The following is a 14476-nucleotide window of genomic DNA, read 5'->3' on the forward strand; positions in this document are numbered from 1 at the left end:
TGCCGGACCGGGTCAAGCGAAGGCGTACCCGACGAGGTCCCGGACCGGCCGGAATCCGATGGCCGCGTAGATCTTGTTGGACGTCGGATTGGCGAGATCGGTGAACAGGCACACCTCGTCACCCGTCGCGCGCAGCTTCCGACTCACCTCCGCGGTCAGCGCGCTCGCGTATCCTCGGCCGCGGTACTCCGGTGGTGTGTACACCGGGCCGATCCGAGCTGCACCGAACACCGGCTGCTGGTGACCGACCAGGCTGACGATCTGCCCGCCGTCCTCCCACACCCACAGGCGATCCCGCTCGATCCGCTGCTCCAGCCAGCGTCGATCCGCCGCCGCGCCCTCGGCCGTAAGCCCGGACTCCGCCCGATAGTTGCCGAACATCGGTGCCAGCACATCCAGATCCGCCGTCGCAGCCATCCGCGGCGACCCATCCGCCTTCTGCTCGACGAACTCACCGAGCTGGTGCAACCGAGACCGCTCCGTCTCGCGGAACGTCCGCCCCGTGCGGACGGCGTACTGCTCGGCAAACGCCCGGGCCGACTCCTCCGGCCCCAACACGCCGATCGCCCGGGGCGAGGCGTCCGCCAGTACGTCGACCACCAGCGGCACGAGCTCCACGGGTAGATCCGCGAGGTTGATGCCACGCAGCGCCGTACTCAGGACCACGCCGACCACCTCGTCGCCGTCGTGCACCGAGACGAACACCGGCGGCTCCGGGTCGTACAGCATCCCCCTGACCCGGTCGGCGACGTTGGTCAGGATCGTCGAATTGCGCACCGGATCGCGTTGCAGGAAAGGGAAAACGAGTTCCTGGAACGCGGCCGGGTCACCGGTGGCACGGGCGATCATGCGCTGAACTCCACATCGACGAAGTCGGCCACCGGGCGATACCCCGCCTGGTGATAGATCTTGTTGGACGTCGGATTGGCCAGGTCCGTGTACAGGCAGGCCTGGTTGCCCCCGGCAAGGATCATCGCGGAGACGTGACTGGTGAGCGCACCGGCGTACCCGTGCCGCCGCTGCTCCGGCGGGGTGTAGACCGGACCGACCCGGCAGACGCCGAAGATCGGCAGGTGGTAGCTGACCATGCTCACCGCCTCGCCGTCGACCTCCCACATCCACATCGTGCCCTGCTCCAGCCGCCTCGCGGCCCACTCGAGGTGGCCGCTCGCCAGCTCCTCCGCGAAACCGTCCTTGGCCCAGGCCGCGACCAACTCGACCTCGTCGGCCTTCATCAGCCGCGGTGCACCGCCGTCCGCGTCGAGCGGCGTAAAATCGATCAGCTTGTGCAGCCGCGTGCCCCGCGTCTCGGTCAGATCCCCACCGCGCCGCTCCACCCAACGCTCCGCGAACCGGCGCGCCGCCGGGCGGTCACCCGCGACGCTGGGGAGTTCAGGCAGTACGTCGAGGTACGCATCGGCGATCGGCTCGGCCAGATCCTCGCGCAGCGCACCGAGGTACACGCCCCGTCCCGGGGTGCGCATCGCGACGCCGACCACGTCCGGGTCGTGCACGGAGACGTAGTACGACGGCTCGGACTCGGCCCGCACCGTACCGTTAGCGCGCTCGTGGACGTTGCTCATGATGAGCGTGTGCAGCACCGCATCCTGTTGCAGGAAAGGGAACACGGTCTGCTCGAACGCCTGCGGATCGCTCGTCACCCGGACATCCATGCCCCGGAGCGTACGCCTGGGCGCGGTTGCCGGTCCTCCCGATTTACACTGCGAACATGTCCACCACGCGGTTGTTGCTGCTCGGCGTCGTGCGGATCTTCCAGCCGGCGTACGGGTACCAGCTGCGGCGCGAGCTGATGACGTGGAACGTGCAGTCGTGGGCGAACATCAATCCCGGCTCGATCTACACCGGGCTGCGGACGCTCGCCAAGCACGGGTACCTCCAGGAGCTGGAGCAGGACGGCGCGCGCCGCCCCGGGCGGACGTCGTACAAACTCACCACCGACGGCGAGACGGAGTACTTCTCGCTGCTCCGCAGCATGCTGTGGACCGTCGACGGCTTCCACCCCGACAAGATGCAGGCCGCCCTCAGCTTCCTGTGGTCGTTGCGCCGCGACGAGGTCCTGGTCGCGCTCGAGGCCCGGATCACCCAGCTGGAGTCGTGGCTGAAGTCCGAGCCGTTCTCCGAACGCCAGGTCCGCGAGGACCCCGGCACCCCCGACCACGTGATCGAGATGTTCCGCATCACCACCGCCCGCGACAAGGGCGAGCTCGAGTGGACCCGCCAGTTCCACGACCGCATCAAGTCCGGCGCCTACGCCTTCGCCGGCGAACCCGCCGACTGGTCCCCCTACCCCGGCATGATCACCCACTGGGGCGAAATCCCCGAACCTCCGACCGACTGACGAGGCCCGTCGAAGCCGTCTAATCAACATTGACTAGTCAATGTTGATTAGACACACTGTCCGCATGATGATCGAAGCTCGTGGGCTGGTGCGGACCTTCAAGACCAAGCGGGGGCCGGTGCAAGCCGTCCAGGGAGTTGACCTGAGTGTGGCCGACGGGGAGATCGTCGGCTTTCTCGGCCCGAACGGGGCCGGTAAGACCACGACGATGCGGATGCTGGCGACCCTGATCAAGCCGACCAGCGGGACCGCGACCGTGGCCGGCTGCGACCTCGCCAAGGACCCGGTCGGCGTACGCCGCGGCATCGGGTACGTGCCGCAGAGCGGATCCACGCTGCCCGAGGCGGTCGCCGGCGACGAGGTCGTCGACCACGCCCGGCTGTACGGCGTACCGAAGGCGAAGGCGGCCGCGGAGGGCCGGCGGCTGTTCGAGGAGCTCGACCTCCCCGGCCTCTGGCGCCGCCAGTGCAAGACGCTATCCGGCGGCCAGCGCCGGCGACTGGACATCGTCATGGGCCTGATCCACGACCCGAAGCTGATCTTCCTGGACGAGCCGACGACCGGCCTCGACCCGCAGGCCCGGGCCAACCTGTGGGAGCACATCCGCGGCCTCCGCGACCGCGGCGCGACGATCTTCCTCACCACCCACTACCTCGACGAGGCGGACGCGCTCTGCGACCGGATCCTGGTCATCGACCACGGCAAGATCGTTGCCGCCGGCACCCCGGAGAACCTCAAGCAGCAGGTCTCCGGCGACGCGGTCCGGCTGAGCCTCGCCGACAGCACCCAGGCGCCGGCGGTGATGAAGATCGTCCAGGACCTCGAGGGCGCGGTGGAGGTCGAGACCGACGCCGACGTGGTCGGTTTCCGGATCCAGCGCGGCGGTTCGGTGCTGCCCGGCCTGCTCCGCTCGATCGATGCCCAGGGCATCGAGTTGCACGGTGTCGAGGTCCACCGGCCGACGCTCGACGACGTGTTCCTGACCATGACCGGCCGCTCCCTCCGCGACGAGGACGCTCCCGTCACCGAAGAGAAGGAGGAGGCCGTCGCATGACCGTCCTTCGCGAAACCTGGATCGTGTTCCACCGGCAGATGCGGCTGTCGCTGCGCAACCCGATGTGGTCGATCCTGATGCTCAGCCAGCCGCTGATGTACCTGTTCCTGTTCGGCCCGCTCCTGAAGCCGCTGACCGCGCAGATCAGTCAGGGCCAGGCGACAAACGCGTACCAGGTGTTCATTCCCGGCCTGATCGTCCAGCTCGGTATGTTCGGTGCGATGTTCGTCGGCTTCGGCCTGATCGCGGAGTATCGCGCCGGCGTGATCGAGGCGGACCGCGTCACCCCGGCGTCCCGGATCGCGTTGATGGCAGGCCGGGTACTGCGTGACGTCGTCGTGCTCGTGGTGCAGTCCATCCTCCTGCTGCTCGCCGCGCTCCCGCTCGGCCTGCGCGCTCCGTGGGGCGGCGTACTGCTCTCGCTGGTGATCGTCGCCCTCCTCGGCGCCACATTCGCCTCGCTGTCGTACTCCGTCGCACTGATCACCAAGAGCGAGGACGCACTGGCTCCGCTGCTCAACGGCATCGCCATGCCGTTGCTGCTGCTCTCCGGCATCCTGCTGCCGATGCAGATCGGTCCGACCTGGTTGCAGCGGTTGTCCGACATCAGCCCGTTGAAGCACGTCGTGAACGGCGTCCGCGCCCTCTTCCGCGGCGACATCAGCAGCTCAGCGTCGCTGTGGGGCCTGTTCTGGGTGGTCCTCCTCACCGTCATCGGACTCACTGTCGGAGCACGTACCTTCCGCAAGGAATCCGCTTGATGTTCATCAGTGGGTCGCATGGCGGGGTTACGGTCCGGCCATGCGCTCGCCGATGGTCCGTGGGCTTGTCGGCTCTGTTGTAGTCGCTCTGGCGAGTCTGGTGACGTCGGTGGTGCCGCCGTCGTCCTGGGTCGCCGCGCTTCCGCTGACGGGCGACCTGCGCCACACACTGCTCGGCCGGATGGTCGGACTGACGTTCATGGTCGCTGGGCTCGGGCTGATGGCCTGGGCCTGGCTGACCGTGGGCCGCCGGGTCATGGTCGGCGAACGGTTCCCACTGCTCCGCATGACGGCGTACTGGAGCGCACCGCTGCTGCTGGCCCCGCCACTGTTCAGCCGGGACGCCTGGAGCTACGCAGCCCAAGGCGCACTGGTCGCCAAGGGCTACAACCCGTACGACGTGGGTCCCGGCGTACTGTCCGGCCACATCGTCGAGGCAGTCGACCCGATGTGGATGCAGACACCCGCGCCGTACGGTCCCCTGCCGCTTGCGTACGGCGGTCTGGTCGCCCACCTCACCATGGACCCGTACCTTCTGATGCTGGTGCACCGCCTCCTCGCCGTACTGGGCATCGTGCTCATCGCCTGGGCTGTACCGCGCCTGGCGACCGCATGTCGGGTCGACCCGGCCTTCGCGACCTGGCTGGTCGTACTGAACCCGATGCTGATCACCCACGGCATCGGCGCGGCTCACAACGACGTACTAATGCTCGGGCTCGCCTGCAGCGCGTTCGCACTGGCGCTGACCGGCCGCTGGGGTACGGCGGCTGTCGTGGCAGGAGCCGCCGCAGCGGTGAAACTGCCAGGCGGACTCGTGGTGATCGCCATCGCCGCAGTGATGAGCCCACTGGCCGGGCGGCTGCTCCGGTTCGCCAGTCTGGTCATTGCTGGCGCTGTGTCGGTGCTGACGCTGGTCACCATCGGAGCGCTGACCGGTGTGGGCTCTGGCTGGTTCGGTGCGCTCGATGTCCCCGGATTGGTCCGGTCGCCGTTCTCGATCGCCAATCTGATCGGCATGGCGGCGTCCGGCGTACTCGGCTGGCTAGGTGAGGACACTGCGGCCGCGCAGGCACTCCAGATCGTCCGCCTGATCGGGATGCTCGCTGCGCTGGGGCTGATCGCAGTCCTGAGCCTTCGGTCCTCGATCCACTACGCCGCGCGGGCTGTCGGCATCGCGCTGCTGGCGGTGGTCGTGTTGGGTCCGAGCGCGCACGACTGGTACTTCTTGTGGTGTCTGCCGTTCCTGGCCGTCGCGCGGCCCGGTCGGAAGCTGACGACGATCATGACCGCGGTCAGTCTGATCTTCACGATCGCTGCCCCGCTGAACTCGTCACTGCGGGGCGCGACGATCCCGATCCTGACCACGACCGCACTGGTCGTCGCGGTGGCGTTGACGCTGCTCAACCACCTCCGCACGCTGCACCCGGCGCCCGAGCCGGCGAAGGTCCCGGTTACAGCTGCTTGAGCGCCGCCACCATCGCCTCGCCAAGTGGGCGATGGTCGTCGCGCGAGATCTTCACCTCGACGACGTCGACGCCGGCGACCGTCGGCGTCAGCGCGGCGCGCAGTTCGTCGACCGTCTCGACGCTCGTGTACGGCGTCTGCGTGGCGGCGCACAGTGCGCCCAGGTCCACGTTGTGCGGCGTACCGAAGACTCGCTCGAAGTGCGAGGCGTGCGTCGGATCGCCCTGTTCGAGCGTGGAGAAGATCCCGCCGCCGTTGTCGTTGACGACCACGATCCGCAGGTCGGGACGGGCCTCGTCCGGGCCGATGACGAGCCCGTTGCTGTCGTGCAGGAACGCGAGATCGCCGATCAGCGCGTACGTCGGACCCGCGTTCGCCAGGGCGGCGCCGACAGCGGTCGAGATCGTGCCGTCGATGCCGGCCAGGCCGCGGTTGGCGATCGTGCGGATCGGGACGACCGGGGCCAGGTCGAGGTCGCGGATCGGGTTCGAGGACGCGACCACGAGCATGCCGTCGGCGCCGACGGCCTCGCCGACGAGCGCCGCGACGCGTGGTCCGCTCAGGCCGTCCGCGAGCACCTTGTCGAGCTCCGGGCGCGCCAGCTGATCGGCGTGCTGCCACTGCTCGAGCCAGTCGGTCGTGTCGGCGCCGGTGACCTCGAGGCCGGTGACCACGGACCTGGCGCGGCGGGCCGGATCCGGCCACAACCCGGTCGGCGAGACGACGATCAGCTCGACGTCCGGGCGGGCCAGCAGCTTCGAGATCGGCCGCGACAGCGTGGGGTGCCCGAACACCAGCACCCGCTGGATCTCCGTGCCCAAAGAACTTGCCTGCAGCAACAAGCGGTACGCCGAGATGACGGACGGACCGGTCCGCGCCCGACTGGACGGCTCCGCGAACAGCGGCCACCTGCCTGCCTCCGCGATCAACCGCGCCGCTTGCGACGCCCCATCACCTGCAACCACTACGGTCTTCGGTCCTGGTGACACGGCGGACGGCTTCCCCGCTGCCGCATGCACTGCAGTCCAGGGACCAGTGCTGCGGCCTTGCAGCGACTCTGGCCACTCCGGTCCGTCAGTGGGCACCAGCGGCTCGCTGAGCGGGCAGTTGAGCTGCACCGGTCCTGGGTCAGCGGAGCGAGCCCCTGTCGCGTTGGCAACAGCTCGAGCGACCTGCGACCGCCAGTACGCCACCTGTCCGATCTCACGCACCGGCGTACCCATCTCGTGGAACAGCCGGACCGCAGAGCCGAACACCTTGATCTGGTCGGTCGTCTGGTTCGCACCGCTTCCTCGGAGCGCCGGCGGCCGGTCCGCGCTCAGCACGATCAGCGGGAGCCCGCTGTGCGACGCCTCCAGTACGGCGGGGTGCAGATTCGCTACGGCCGTACCGGATGTGGTGACGACCGGCACCGGTAGTCCGCTGCCGCGCATGAGGCCGATGGCGAGGAACCCCGCCGTACGCTCGTCGATCCGTACGTGGAGCCTGAGCCGCCCGTTGCGATCCGCATCTGCCAGGGCCAAAGCCAGCGGCGCACTCCGGGAGCCCGGCGAGACCACCGCTTCCCGCACGCCGTTGCGGATCAGCTCGTCGACCACCACAGTCGCAAAGGCCGTGGACGGGTTCATCCCGCACTCCTCACTCGCATCAGACGTTCTTCCCACACCGCGGTCCGCTCCGCGTCGGCTCGCGCCGCTTCCACCAACTCCGGGTCCGGCACGACGCGCTTGACCGGCAAGAAACCGTCGACTGCAACTAGCGGCTTTGCAACTAGTTCGCTGGTGAACATCGAGACCGTCGCCAGACCACAGGCGTACGGAAGCTCGGGCAGCGCGGCCGCCAACGCGACGCCGGCGGCGATCCCCACCGAGGTCTCCAACGCCGACGACACCACCACCGGGAGCCCGATCTGCTCGGCGATCTCCAGGCACGCCCGAACGCCACCGATGGGCTGCACCTTAAGTACGGCGATGTCCGCGGCGTCGAGCTTCTTCACCAACAGCGGATCTTCAGCCCGCCGGATCGACTCGTCCGCAGCCACCGGTACGTCGACGCGGCGCCGCACCTCGGCCAATTCCTCAACGGTCCTGGCCGGCTGCTCGACGTACTCGAGGTCGAAGCGCTGCAACTCCTTGAGGCTCCGCACGGCCTGCTCGACGGACCATGCGCCGTTGGCGTCGATCCGCACCTGTCCGGCACCGATCGCGTCCCGCACCGCTTCGACACGCGCGACGTCGTCGGCCAGCGTTTGCCCCGGCTCGGCCACCTTCACCTTCGCCGTACCGCAGCCGCTTGCGCGGACGATGTCCGCAGCCTTCTCCGGACCGATTGCCGGCACGGTGCAGTTGACGGGGACGCGGTCGCGCACCGGCGCGGGCCAGCCGAGCTCCGCCGCCTCGCGCGCCGCGCGCAACCAGGACACACAGGTCGCGTCGTCGTAGTCCAGGAACGGACTCCACTCCGCCCACCCGGCCGGCCCCTCGAACAGCATGCCCTCGCGCACGGTGATGCCACGGAACTTGTTCTTCAGCCCGATCGAGTACGTGATCACCGCACGCCCTCCAGCAACCCCTGCCGATCAACCTTGCCCGAAGCAAGCATCGGCAACGCCTCCAGCCGGATCACGTCCTGCGGCGCCCACGCCCGCGGCAACGTCGCGCTCACCCAGTCCCGCAAGGCATCCCGCTCGGTCCCATCGGCCTCACCGACCACGAACGCGACCACTCGTGTACCCCACTCCGCGTCCGGAACGCCCAGGACCACAGCATCCTTCACCTGGGGATGATCGAGCAGCCGCGCCTGCACCGTGGTCAGGGTGACGTTCACCCCACCCGAGATCACCACGTCATCGACCCGGCCGACGACCCGCAGCCGCCCGTCCACGAACTCGCCTCGGTCCTGCGTCCGGAACCACCCGTGCTTGAGCACCTCGGCCGTCAACTCCGGGCGCAACCGATACCCGGAGAACAGCGTGCTCCCCTTGATCAGGATCCTCTGGTCGTCGCCGAGCTCGATCGACGTACCGTCCAGCGGCTCACCGGCGTACACGCACCCGCTGCCGGTCTCCGTCATCCCGTACGCCGGGATCGCCGTGACACCGGCCGCTGCGGCCTTTGCCTTCAACGGCTCCGGGGTCGACGCCCCACCGATGATGATCGCGTCGAACGACCGCAGCGCATCGAGGTCTGTGTCCAGATACCGCGCCAGCTGCGTCGGAACCATCGCGGTGTACCGCCGGGCACCTGTCATCGCGTTGGCGCTCTCGGTGAAGCTCTCCCCGAGCATCACCGGCGTCGTGCCCGCGACCAGCGATCGCGTGAGGATCTGCAGACCGCCCACGAAGTACGTCTTCATCGGCAGCAGCCACTGCCCCGGCCCACCGAGGCGCTCGTGCGTAGCCACCGCGGACGCGATCAGCGCCTCCCGCGACAGCAGCACCCCTTTCGGCTCGCCCGAGGATCCGGAGGTCGTCAGCACGACCGCACACCCGTCCTCGACCGGCTCACCCGGCACGGTGGCCTGCTCGACCCGCGCAGCCCCGACTGCATCCTCCGGCACCGGCGCGAACGGCGTACCGCTCCCGTCCAGCACGCCGGCAAGCGCCGCCAACACCGCATCCGGCGTCCCCGAAACCAGCCGCAACCTAGCCATAACACCCCGAGCGTACGGCCCACCTCCGGCTGCCGGACTCGCGGCTGACAGAATCGACGGTCATGGCCACACCTGCCCAGTGGATCGAAGGCGCCCGCCCCCGCACGTTGCCCGCCGCGATCGCCCCTGTCCTCGTCGGAACCGGCGCGGCTGCCTACCTGGACGGCTTCGTCTGGTGGAAGGCGCTGCTGGCCCTCGGCGTCGCGCTGGCGCTCCAGATCGGCGTCAACTACGCCAACGACTACAGCGACGGCATTCGCGGCACCGACGAGAACCGCGTCGGCCCGCTCCGCCTCGTCGGCTCCAAGGTCGCGTCCCCGGGCCAGGTGAAGACCGCCGCGTTCACCTGCTTCGGCATCGGCGCAGTCCTCGGCATCGTCCTCAGCGCGACCACGACCTGGTGGCTCCTGGTCGCCGGCGCCGCGTCGCTCCTCGGCGCGTGGTTCTACACCGGCGGCAAACGCCCGTACGGCTACCGTGCGCTCGGCGAAGTCAGCGTCTTCCTGTTCTTCGGCCTCGTCGCCGTCCTCGGCACCACCTACGTCCAGGCCGAAACCATCACCTGGCCCGCCGTCGCCGGCGCCATCTCGGTCGGCTCGATCGCCTGCGCTCTCCTGGTGGCCAACAACCTCCGCGACATCCCGACCGACTCCGTCACCGGCAAACGCACCCTCGCCGTGGTCCTGGGCGCTCCCCGCTCCCGCCGGCTGTACGCCGCCCTGGTGATCCTCGCGTTCGTCCTCGCGGCCGTTTCCGCGATCGCCACACCCTGGACCCTCCTCGCCTTCATCGCCGCGCCGCTCGCCATCAAGTCGATCCGAGTGGTCCTCGGCGACGCCGTAGGCCCGGCGCTGATCCCAGTCCTCAAGGGGACCGGTCAGACCGAACTGCTCTACGCCATCGGCCTGGCAGTCGGCCTAGCCCTGGGCGGCTGACGGCCGGTAGTCCGGCAGGACCAGACTGCTGTTGGCCTCGCGGCCTTCGTCACCCGTCATGCTCGCCGCGCGAAGCGCGGTGTTGCGGGCGTCGAGCACCTCTTGGGTGCCGGGCGCAACTACCCGCTTGCCGATCTCGACCAGGGCCTGGTTCTCCTCGACGAACGTCCGGATCCGCTCCTCGTACGCCGTGAACGCCTCGGTGTGATCGGCGTGCGTCGCGAGCTCACCGGCCAGCACGTACGCGCCGACCAGCGAAACGCTCGACCCCTGACCGGACATGAACGAGGTCGCGTACGCCGCGTCCCCGACCAACCCGACCCGGCCGCGTGACCACGTCGGCATGTGGATCTGACTGACCACGTCGAAGAACAGATCGTCGGACTCCCGCATCGCGGCGACCAATCGCGGCACCAGCCAGCCCTGATCCGGGAACGTGGCCGCGACCAGTTCACGCTGCGCCTCGGGATCACGGAAGGCGTCGTACGGCGGCTCGTCCTGCCGGAAGGTGAGGAAACCGTGCACGGGGTCGCTCGGATCGTGCGCGTAGAGCACCGCCGCCCGGCCGGCGACGTTCCACGAGACGCCCTCGTGGGAGAGCCCGAAGTCGTTGGCGAGCGTGAAGCCGGCGAAGGTGTAGCCCTGGTAGGCGTGGAACTCCTCCTCCGGGCCGAAGACCAGACGACGCACATTCGAGTGCAGGCCGTCGGCGCCGATGACGAGGTCGAACGTACGCCGGGCCCCGCTGTCGAAGACGACCTCGACCCGGTCCCCGCGATCGTCGAGCCGCGCGATCGAGTCACCGAACAGGAACTCGACCTGGTCGCGGATCGGTGCGTACAGCGCATCGGCCAGATCACCGCGCCGGACCTCGAGATCGAGCCCCTCCGTGCCGCCGGTCATCGACTCGGGCCGGATCGCGGCGATCAGCGCGCCGTCGGCGTCCACGAACGAGATCCGCTGCGTATCCACATGCGCCGTGCGCAGCCGCGGCAACAATCCCATCCGGTCGACGACGTCCCTCGCCGTACCCCGGACGTCGATCGCGTATCCACCGCCTCGGACCGCCGCGGACTTCTCCACCACGGTCACGTCGAAGCCGTAACGATCCAGCCAGTAGGCCAGAGCGGGCCCGGCGATGCTTGCCCCTGAGATCAGAACAGTCGTCATGATGGTGACCCCTTCCAGAAGTATGTACCTTAGGTATCTAACTTCTGGGATCATAAACATACCTAAGGTAGGTAATCAAGTGACCGCTGACTCCGGCGATGAACTGGCGCTCCTCCCGCGGCTGGCTCAGCTGGGTACGGCGATGAACCGCGGCCGGCTCGCACAGCAGGCAACCGAGGCGACCGGGCTCGCCCTGGACCGCCCCGCGATGACGATCCTGCTGACCCTGGCCATGGCAGGCAGCCCGCTCCGCGTCGGCGAGATCGCCGACCGCATGCAGGTGGTCGGGCCACACGTCACCCGCCAGGTGCAGGCGCTGGAACACCGCGGCCTGGTCCGCCGAGTCACCGACCCGAACGACCGCCGAGCCAGCCTGATCGAACCCACCGACACCGGCGCCGAGGCAGCAAACCGCTACACCTCGACAGTCGCCGACTGGTTCCGCACGGCGATCGCCAACTGGTCCCCCGAAGACCGCACCGAACTCAACCGGCTCCTCACCAAACTCACCGACGACCTCACCACCAGCCTGACCCAGGACGACACCCACTAGCGGGTACGCCGACCTGACGCCACCGCCTTGCTGGCGGCTCGGTGCGCGCGCAGACTCGGACTGCTCTGGTTCGCGCCGCGGGCCGGGTGTGACAGGGGGAGGCGGGCATGGACGAGTCACGTGCTCTTCAGCGCGCGGGGTGGGCGGGCGCCGCTTCGGTCGTGCTACTCGCCGCCGGGGTGGCACTGGGCTACCTGGTCGGCGTCGACGACCCCGGTATGTCGGACTCGGAGATCCTCCAGAGACTCAACGACGACACCCGACAGGCCGCCGCCGGGTTCGGGCCGCCTGTACTCGCGGCGGGGGTCGCCCTGCTGCTCTGGTTCGCCACCGGCCTGCGGCACGTGCTGGACCGACTGTCCGGCGGCGACCCGCTCGCACACGCGATCGTGCCCGCCGCAGCGCTGTTCGGCGGGCTGATCATCACCGGCGTCTCACTCGACGTGGGGAGCGCCTTCGCGGCCTGGTCGAACGAGTTCACCCCCGACCCGAACACCGTCCGCGCACTCGGCATGTCAGGACAGGTCCTCGCCTTGACTGGTCTGATCGGCTGCGGCGTGCTGGTCGCTGTCACCACGCGGATCACCCAGCAGGCGGGCACCCTGCCTAGATGGGCGACCTGGGCGTCCTATGTGGTCGTGGCGCTGTGCTTGTCTGGCTTTTGGAGCGGAGGTATGGCGTCCGTGGCGTTCGCCCTATGGCTCATCGGCGCCGTCGTCGGGGTACTACGCACGGCCCGGCAGACACAGGACGTTCCGTCGAAGGGCACACCGGCCACGGGGGCAGCTCCCACTCCCCCAACCACTCCCACCGACTGACGACACCAGCCAAACCAGCTACTCCGGCTCGGTCCAGACGCCTGTGCGGGTGAAGGTTTCCAGCGTGGTGGTGTACGGCGTGATGTCGATGCCGCTGGTCCGCAGCCAGGCGTCGTCGTAGTACGTGTTGCCGTAGCGCTCGCCGCTGTCGCACAGGAGGGTGACGATGCTGCCCCGGGCTCCCGTACGACGCATTTCCGCAGCCAGCCGCAGTGAGCCCCACAGGTTCGTCCCGGTGGATCCGCCGACCAGCCGCCCGGTGACGCGGGAGCAGAAGCGCATCGCGGCGATGGAGGCCGCGTCGGGGACCGAGATCATCCGGTCGACGACGCCCAGCACGAACGACGGCTCCACCCGCGGCCGGCCGATGCCTTCGATGCGGGAGGGGCGGCCGGTGGAGAACTCGTGGTCGCCGGCTTCGAAGGCGGGGAAGAACGCGGAGTTCTCCGGGTCGACGACCGCGACCGAGGTGTCGTACCGCTGGTAGCGGACGTAGCGCCCGATGGTGGCCGACGTACCCCCGGTGCCGGCGCCGACCACGATCCAGGCGGGAATCGGATGCTGTTCCAGCGACAGCTGCCCGAAGATCGACTCGGCGATGTTGTTGTTGCCACGCCAGTCCGTCGCCCGCTCGGCGTACGTGAACTGGTCCATGTAGTGCCCGCCGGTCTCTTCGGCCAGCTTCTTCGCCTCGCCGTAGATCTGGCCGGAGCGTTCGACGAAGTGGCAGCGGCCGCCGTAGAACTCGATCAGCTCGACCTTCTCGGGGCTGGTCGAGCGCGGCATCACCGCGACGAACGGGAGCCCGAGGAGGCGGGCGAAGTACGCCTCGCTGACCGCGGTGGAGCCGCTGGACGCCTCGATCACCGTGGTGCCCTCGTGGATCCAGCCGTTGCAGAGGGCGTACAGGAACAGGGACCGGGCGAGCCGGTGCTTGAGCGAGCCGGTGGGATGTACGGACTCGTCCTTGAGGTACAGGTCTACGCCAGTACCTTCCGGCATCGGGAACACGTGCAGGTGCGTGTCCGCACTGCGGTTCGCGTCCGCGTCCACGATCCGGATCGCCTCGGACACCCAGGCGCGCGCCTTGTCGTCCCGGCGATCGACCTCACGACAAACCTCACTCATGCGGGCCAGGCTAGGGCATGCGACCCCATCCTGTGCAGTCGCGAGCAGGTGCTCGGTGGTGTAGCTCGCTGTGCCGGGGCGAAGGGCTCGATGCGGAGCATCGTGACCTTTGCACCGGTGCAGCGAGATGCGCCGCCGAGTGCCGCGCAGCACGCACAGGACGGGGTCGCATGCCCTAGGGACCTTAGGACCGATTTGAGTATTCCTACGCTCAGCAATCACCGCCTCCAGCCGGAAGGATCGTCGGCATGATCCCCCTCGGAGCGGTCGAGTTCTCACCGGGCGACGTCGCGCTGATCCTTGCTGTACTCACGCTCGGCACCACCGCACTCGCTCTCCCGGCCACTCTGACGTTCGCCTGGGTCGGGCACCGGCGGGCAACCCAGTACCCGGGCTGGGCTGCGTTCGGATATTGGCTGACCGGTACGGCGATCTGCCTCGCCACGACCGCAGTCGCCGCGGGCAAGGGCCTCGGCTGGTGGTCGGTGCCGGTGGGCTGGCTGCCGACCTTGTTGCTGGCGGTAGTGCTCAAACCTCGATCAGACCCACCGGCGAGCTAGGTTGGGGGTCCATGACGACCGGG

At 68.9% G+C, this 14476-nt stretch carries 15 protein-coding genes; 8 read left to right on the plus strand and 7 right to left on the minus strand.

All coding sequences use genetic code 11. The annotated features are described in order from the left end of the window. Window positions 1-12: 12 nt before the first annotated feature. Both OHA18_RS10235 and OHA18_RS10240 read right to left on the minus strand, forming a co-directional pair. Window positions 13-849, minus strand: coding sequence for a GNAT family N-acetyltransferase (locus OHA18_RS10235; protein WP_329003705.1), 837 nt, complete (start codon window positions 847-849; stop codon window positions 13-15). Next, the gene (locus OHA18_RS10240) at window positions 846-1673 is read right to left on the minus strand and encodes a GNAT family N-acetyltransferase (protein ID WP_329003706.1); all 828 of its coding nucleotides are present in this window, start codon (window positions 1671-1673) and stop codon (window positions 846-848) included. Before OHA18_RS10240 ends, OHA18_RS10235 begins: the two co-directional genes overlap by 4 nt. A 56-nt stretch (window positions 1674-1729) precedes the next feature. Here OHA18_RS10240 and OHA18_RS10245 point away from each other — a divergent pair, with 56 nt between their 5' ends. The 4 genes from OHA18_RS10245 (at window position 1730) to mptB (ending at window position 5639) form a co-directional block, all read left to right on the plus strand. After that, entirely contained in the window at window positions 1730-2359 is a 630-nt protein-coding gene (locus OHA18_RS10245; protein ID WP_329003707.1) for a PadR family transcriptional regulator, read from the plus strand. Between the two features lie 64 nt (window positions 2360-2423). Beyond that, complete coding sequence (locus tag OHA18_RS10250; RefSeq protein WP_329003708.1) at window positions 2424-3413, plus strand: ATP-binding cassette domain-containing protein; 990 nt, start codon at window positions 2424-2426, stop codon at window positions 3411-3413. Next, a complete protein-coding gene (locus OHA18_RS10255; RefSeq protein WP_329003709.1) occupies window positions 3410-4174 on the plus strand; it encodes an ABC transporter permease in 765 nt (254 codons plus the stop codon). Before OHA18_RS10250 ends, OHA18_RS10255 begins: the two co-directional genes overlap by 4 nt. A 40-nt stretch (window positions 4175-4214) precedes the next feature. Further along, a complete protein-coding gene (mptB, locus tag OHA18_RS10260) occupies window positions 4215-5639 on the plus strand; it encodes a polyprenol phosphomannose-dependent alpha 1,6 mannosyltransferase MptB (protein ID WP_329003711.1) in 1425 nt (474 codons plus the stop codon). Here the strand turns inward: mptB and menD are convergent. From menD to menE, 3 genes are read right to left on the minus strand one after another with little or no spacing between them, the layout of a single operon-like run. Further along, window positions 5626-7266, minus strand: coding sequence for a 2-succinyl-5-enolpyruvyl-6-hydroxy-3-cyclohexene-1-carboxylic-acid synthase (gene menD / locus OHA18_RS10265; RefSeq protein ID WP_329003713.1), 1641 nt, complete (start codon window positions 7264-7266; stop codon window positions 5626-5628). The genes mptB and menD overlap by 14 nt on opposite strands. Next, window positions 7263-8189 carry an o-succinylbenzoate synthase gene (locus OHA18_RS10270; RefSeq protein ID WP_329003714.1) on the minus strand — a complete coding sequence of 309 codons (927 nt, stop codon included), beginning with the start codon at window positions 8187-8189 and terminating at the stop codon, window positions 7263-7265. Before OHA18_RS10270 ends, menD begins: the two co-directional genes overlap by 4 nt. Continuing rightward, window positions 8186-9289, minus strand: coding sequence for an o-succinylbenzoate--CoA ligase (gene menE, locus OHA18_RS10275; protein ID WP_329003715.1), 1104 nt, complete (start codon window positions 9287-9289; stop codon window positions 8186-8188). The genes OHA18_RS10270 and menE overlap by 4 nt, the downstream gene beginning before the upstream one ends. Before the next feature lie 62 nt (window positions 9290-9351). Here menE and OHA18_RS10280 point away from each other — a divergent pair, with 62 nt between their 5' ends. Beyond that, the gene (locus tag OHA18_RS10280; RefSeq protein ID WP_329003716.1) at window positions 9352-10224 is read left to right on the plus strand and encodes a 1,4-dihydroxy-2-naphthoate polyprenyltransferase; all 873 of its coding nucleotides are present in this window, start codon (window positions 9352-9354) and stop codon (window positions 10222-10224) included. Here OHA18_RS10280 and OHA18_RS10285 read toward each other — a convergent pair. Next, entirely contained in the window at window positions 10207-11394 is a 1188-nt protein-coding gene (locus OHA18_RS10285; RefSeq protein WP_329003717.1) for an FAD-dependent monooxygenase, read from the minus strand. The genes OHA18_RS10280 and OHA18_RS10285 overlap by 18 nt on opposite strands. 79 nt (window positions 11395-11473) lie before the next feature. Between OHA18_RS10285 and OHA18_RS10290 the strand changes: the two genes are divergently transcribed. Further along, complete coding sequence (locus OHA18_RS10290) at window positions 11474-11947, plus strand: MarR family winged helix-turn-helix transcriptional regulator (RefSeq protein WP_329003718.1); 474 nt, start codon at window positions 11474-11476, stop codon at window positions 11945-11947. A gap of 107 nt (window positions 11948-12054) precedes the next feature. After that, complete coding sequence (locus OHA18_RS10295) at window positions 12055-12765, plus strand: hypothetical protein (RefSeq protein ID WP_329003719.1); 711 nt, start codon at window positions 12055-12057, stop codon at window positions 12763-12765. Between the two features lie 18 nt (window positions 12766-12783). Here OHA18_RS10295 and OHA18_RS10300 read toward each other — a convergent pair whose 3' ends face one another. After that, window positions 12784-13893: a PLP-dependent cysteine synthase family protein gene (locus OHA18_RS10300; RefSeq protein WP_329003721.1), complete on the minus strand. Its 1110-nt coding sequence runs from the start codon at window positions 13891-13893 to the stop codon at window positions 12784-12786. A 248-nt stretch (window positions 13894-14141) separates the two neighbouring features. Between OHA18_RS10300 and OHA18_RS10305 the strand changes: the two genes are divergently transcribed. Continuing rightward, window positions 14142-14453 (plus strand): hypothetical protein, encoded by a 312-nt coding sequence (locus tag OHA18_RS10305; RefSeq protein WP_329003722.1) that lies wholly within the window; start codon window positions 14142-14144, stop codon window positions 14451-14453. Window positions 14454-14476: the final 23 nt, after the last annotated feature.

Source organism: Kribbella sp. NBC_00709, from assembly GCF_036226565.1.
Taxonomy (GTDB): Bacteria; Actinomycetota; Actinomycetes; order Propionibacteriales; family Kribbellaceae; genus Kribbella.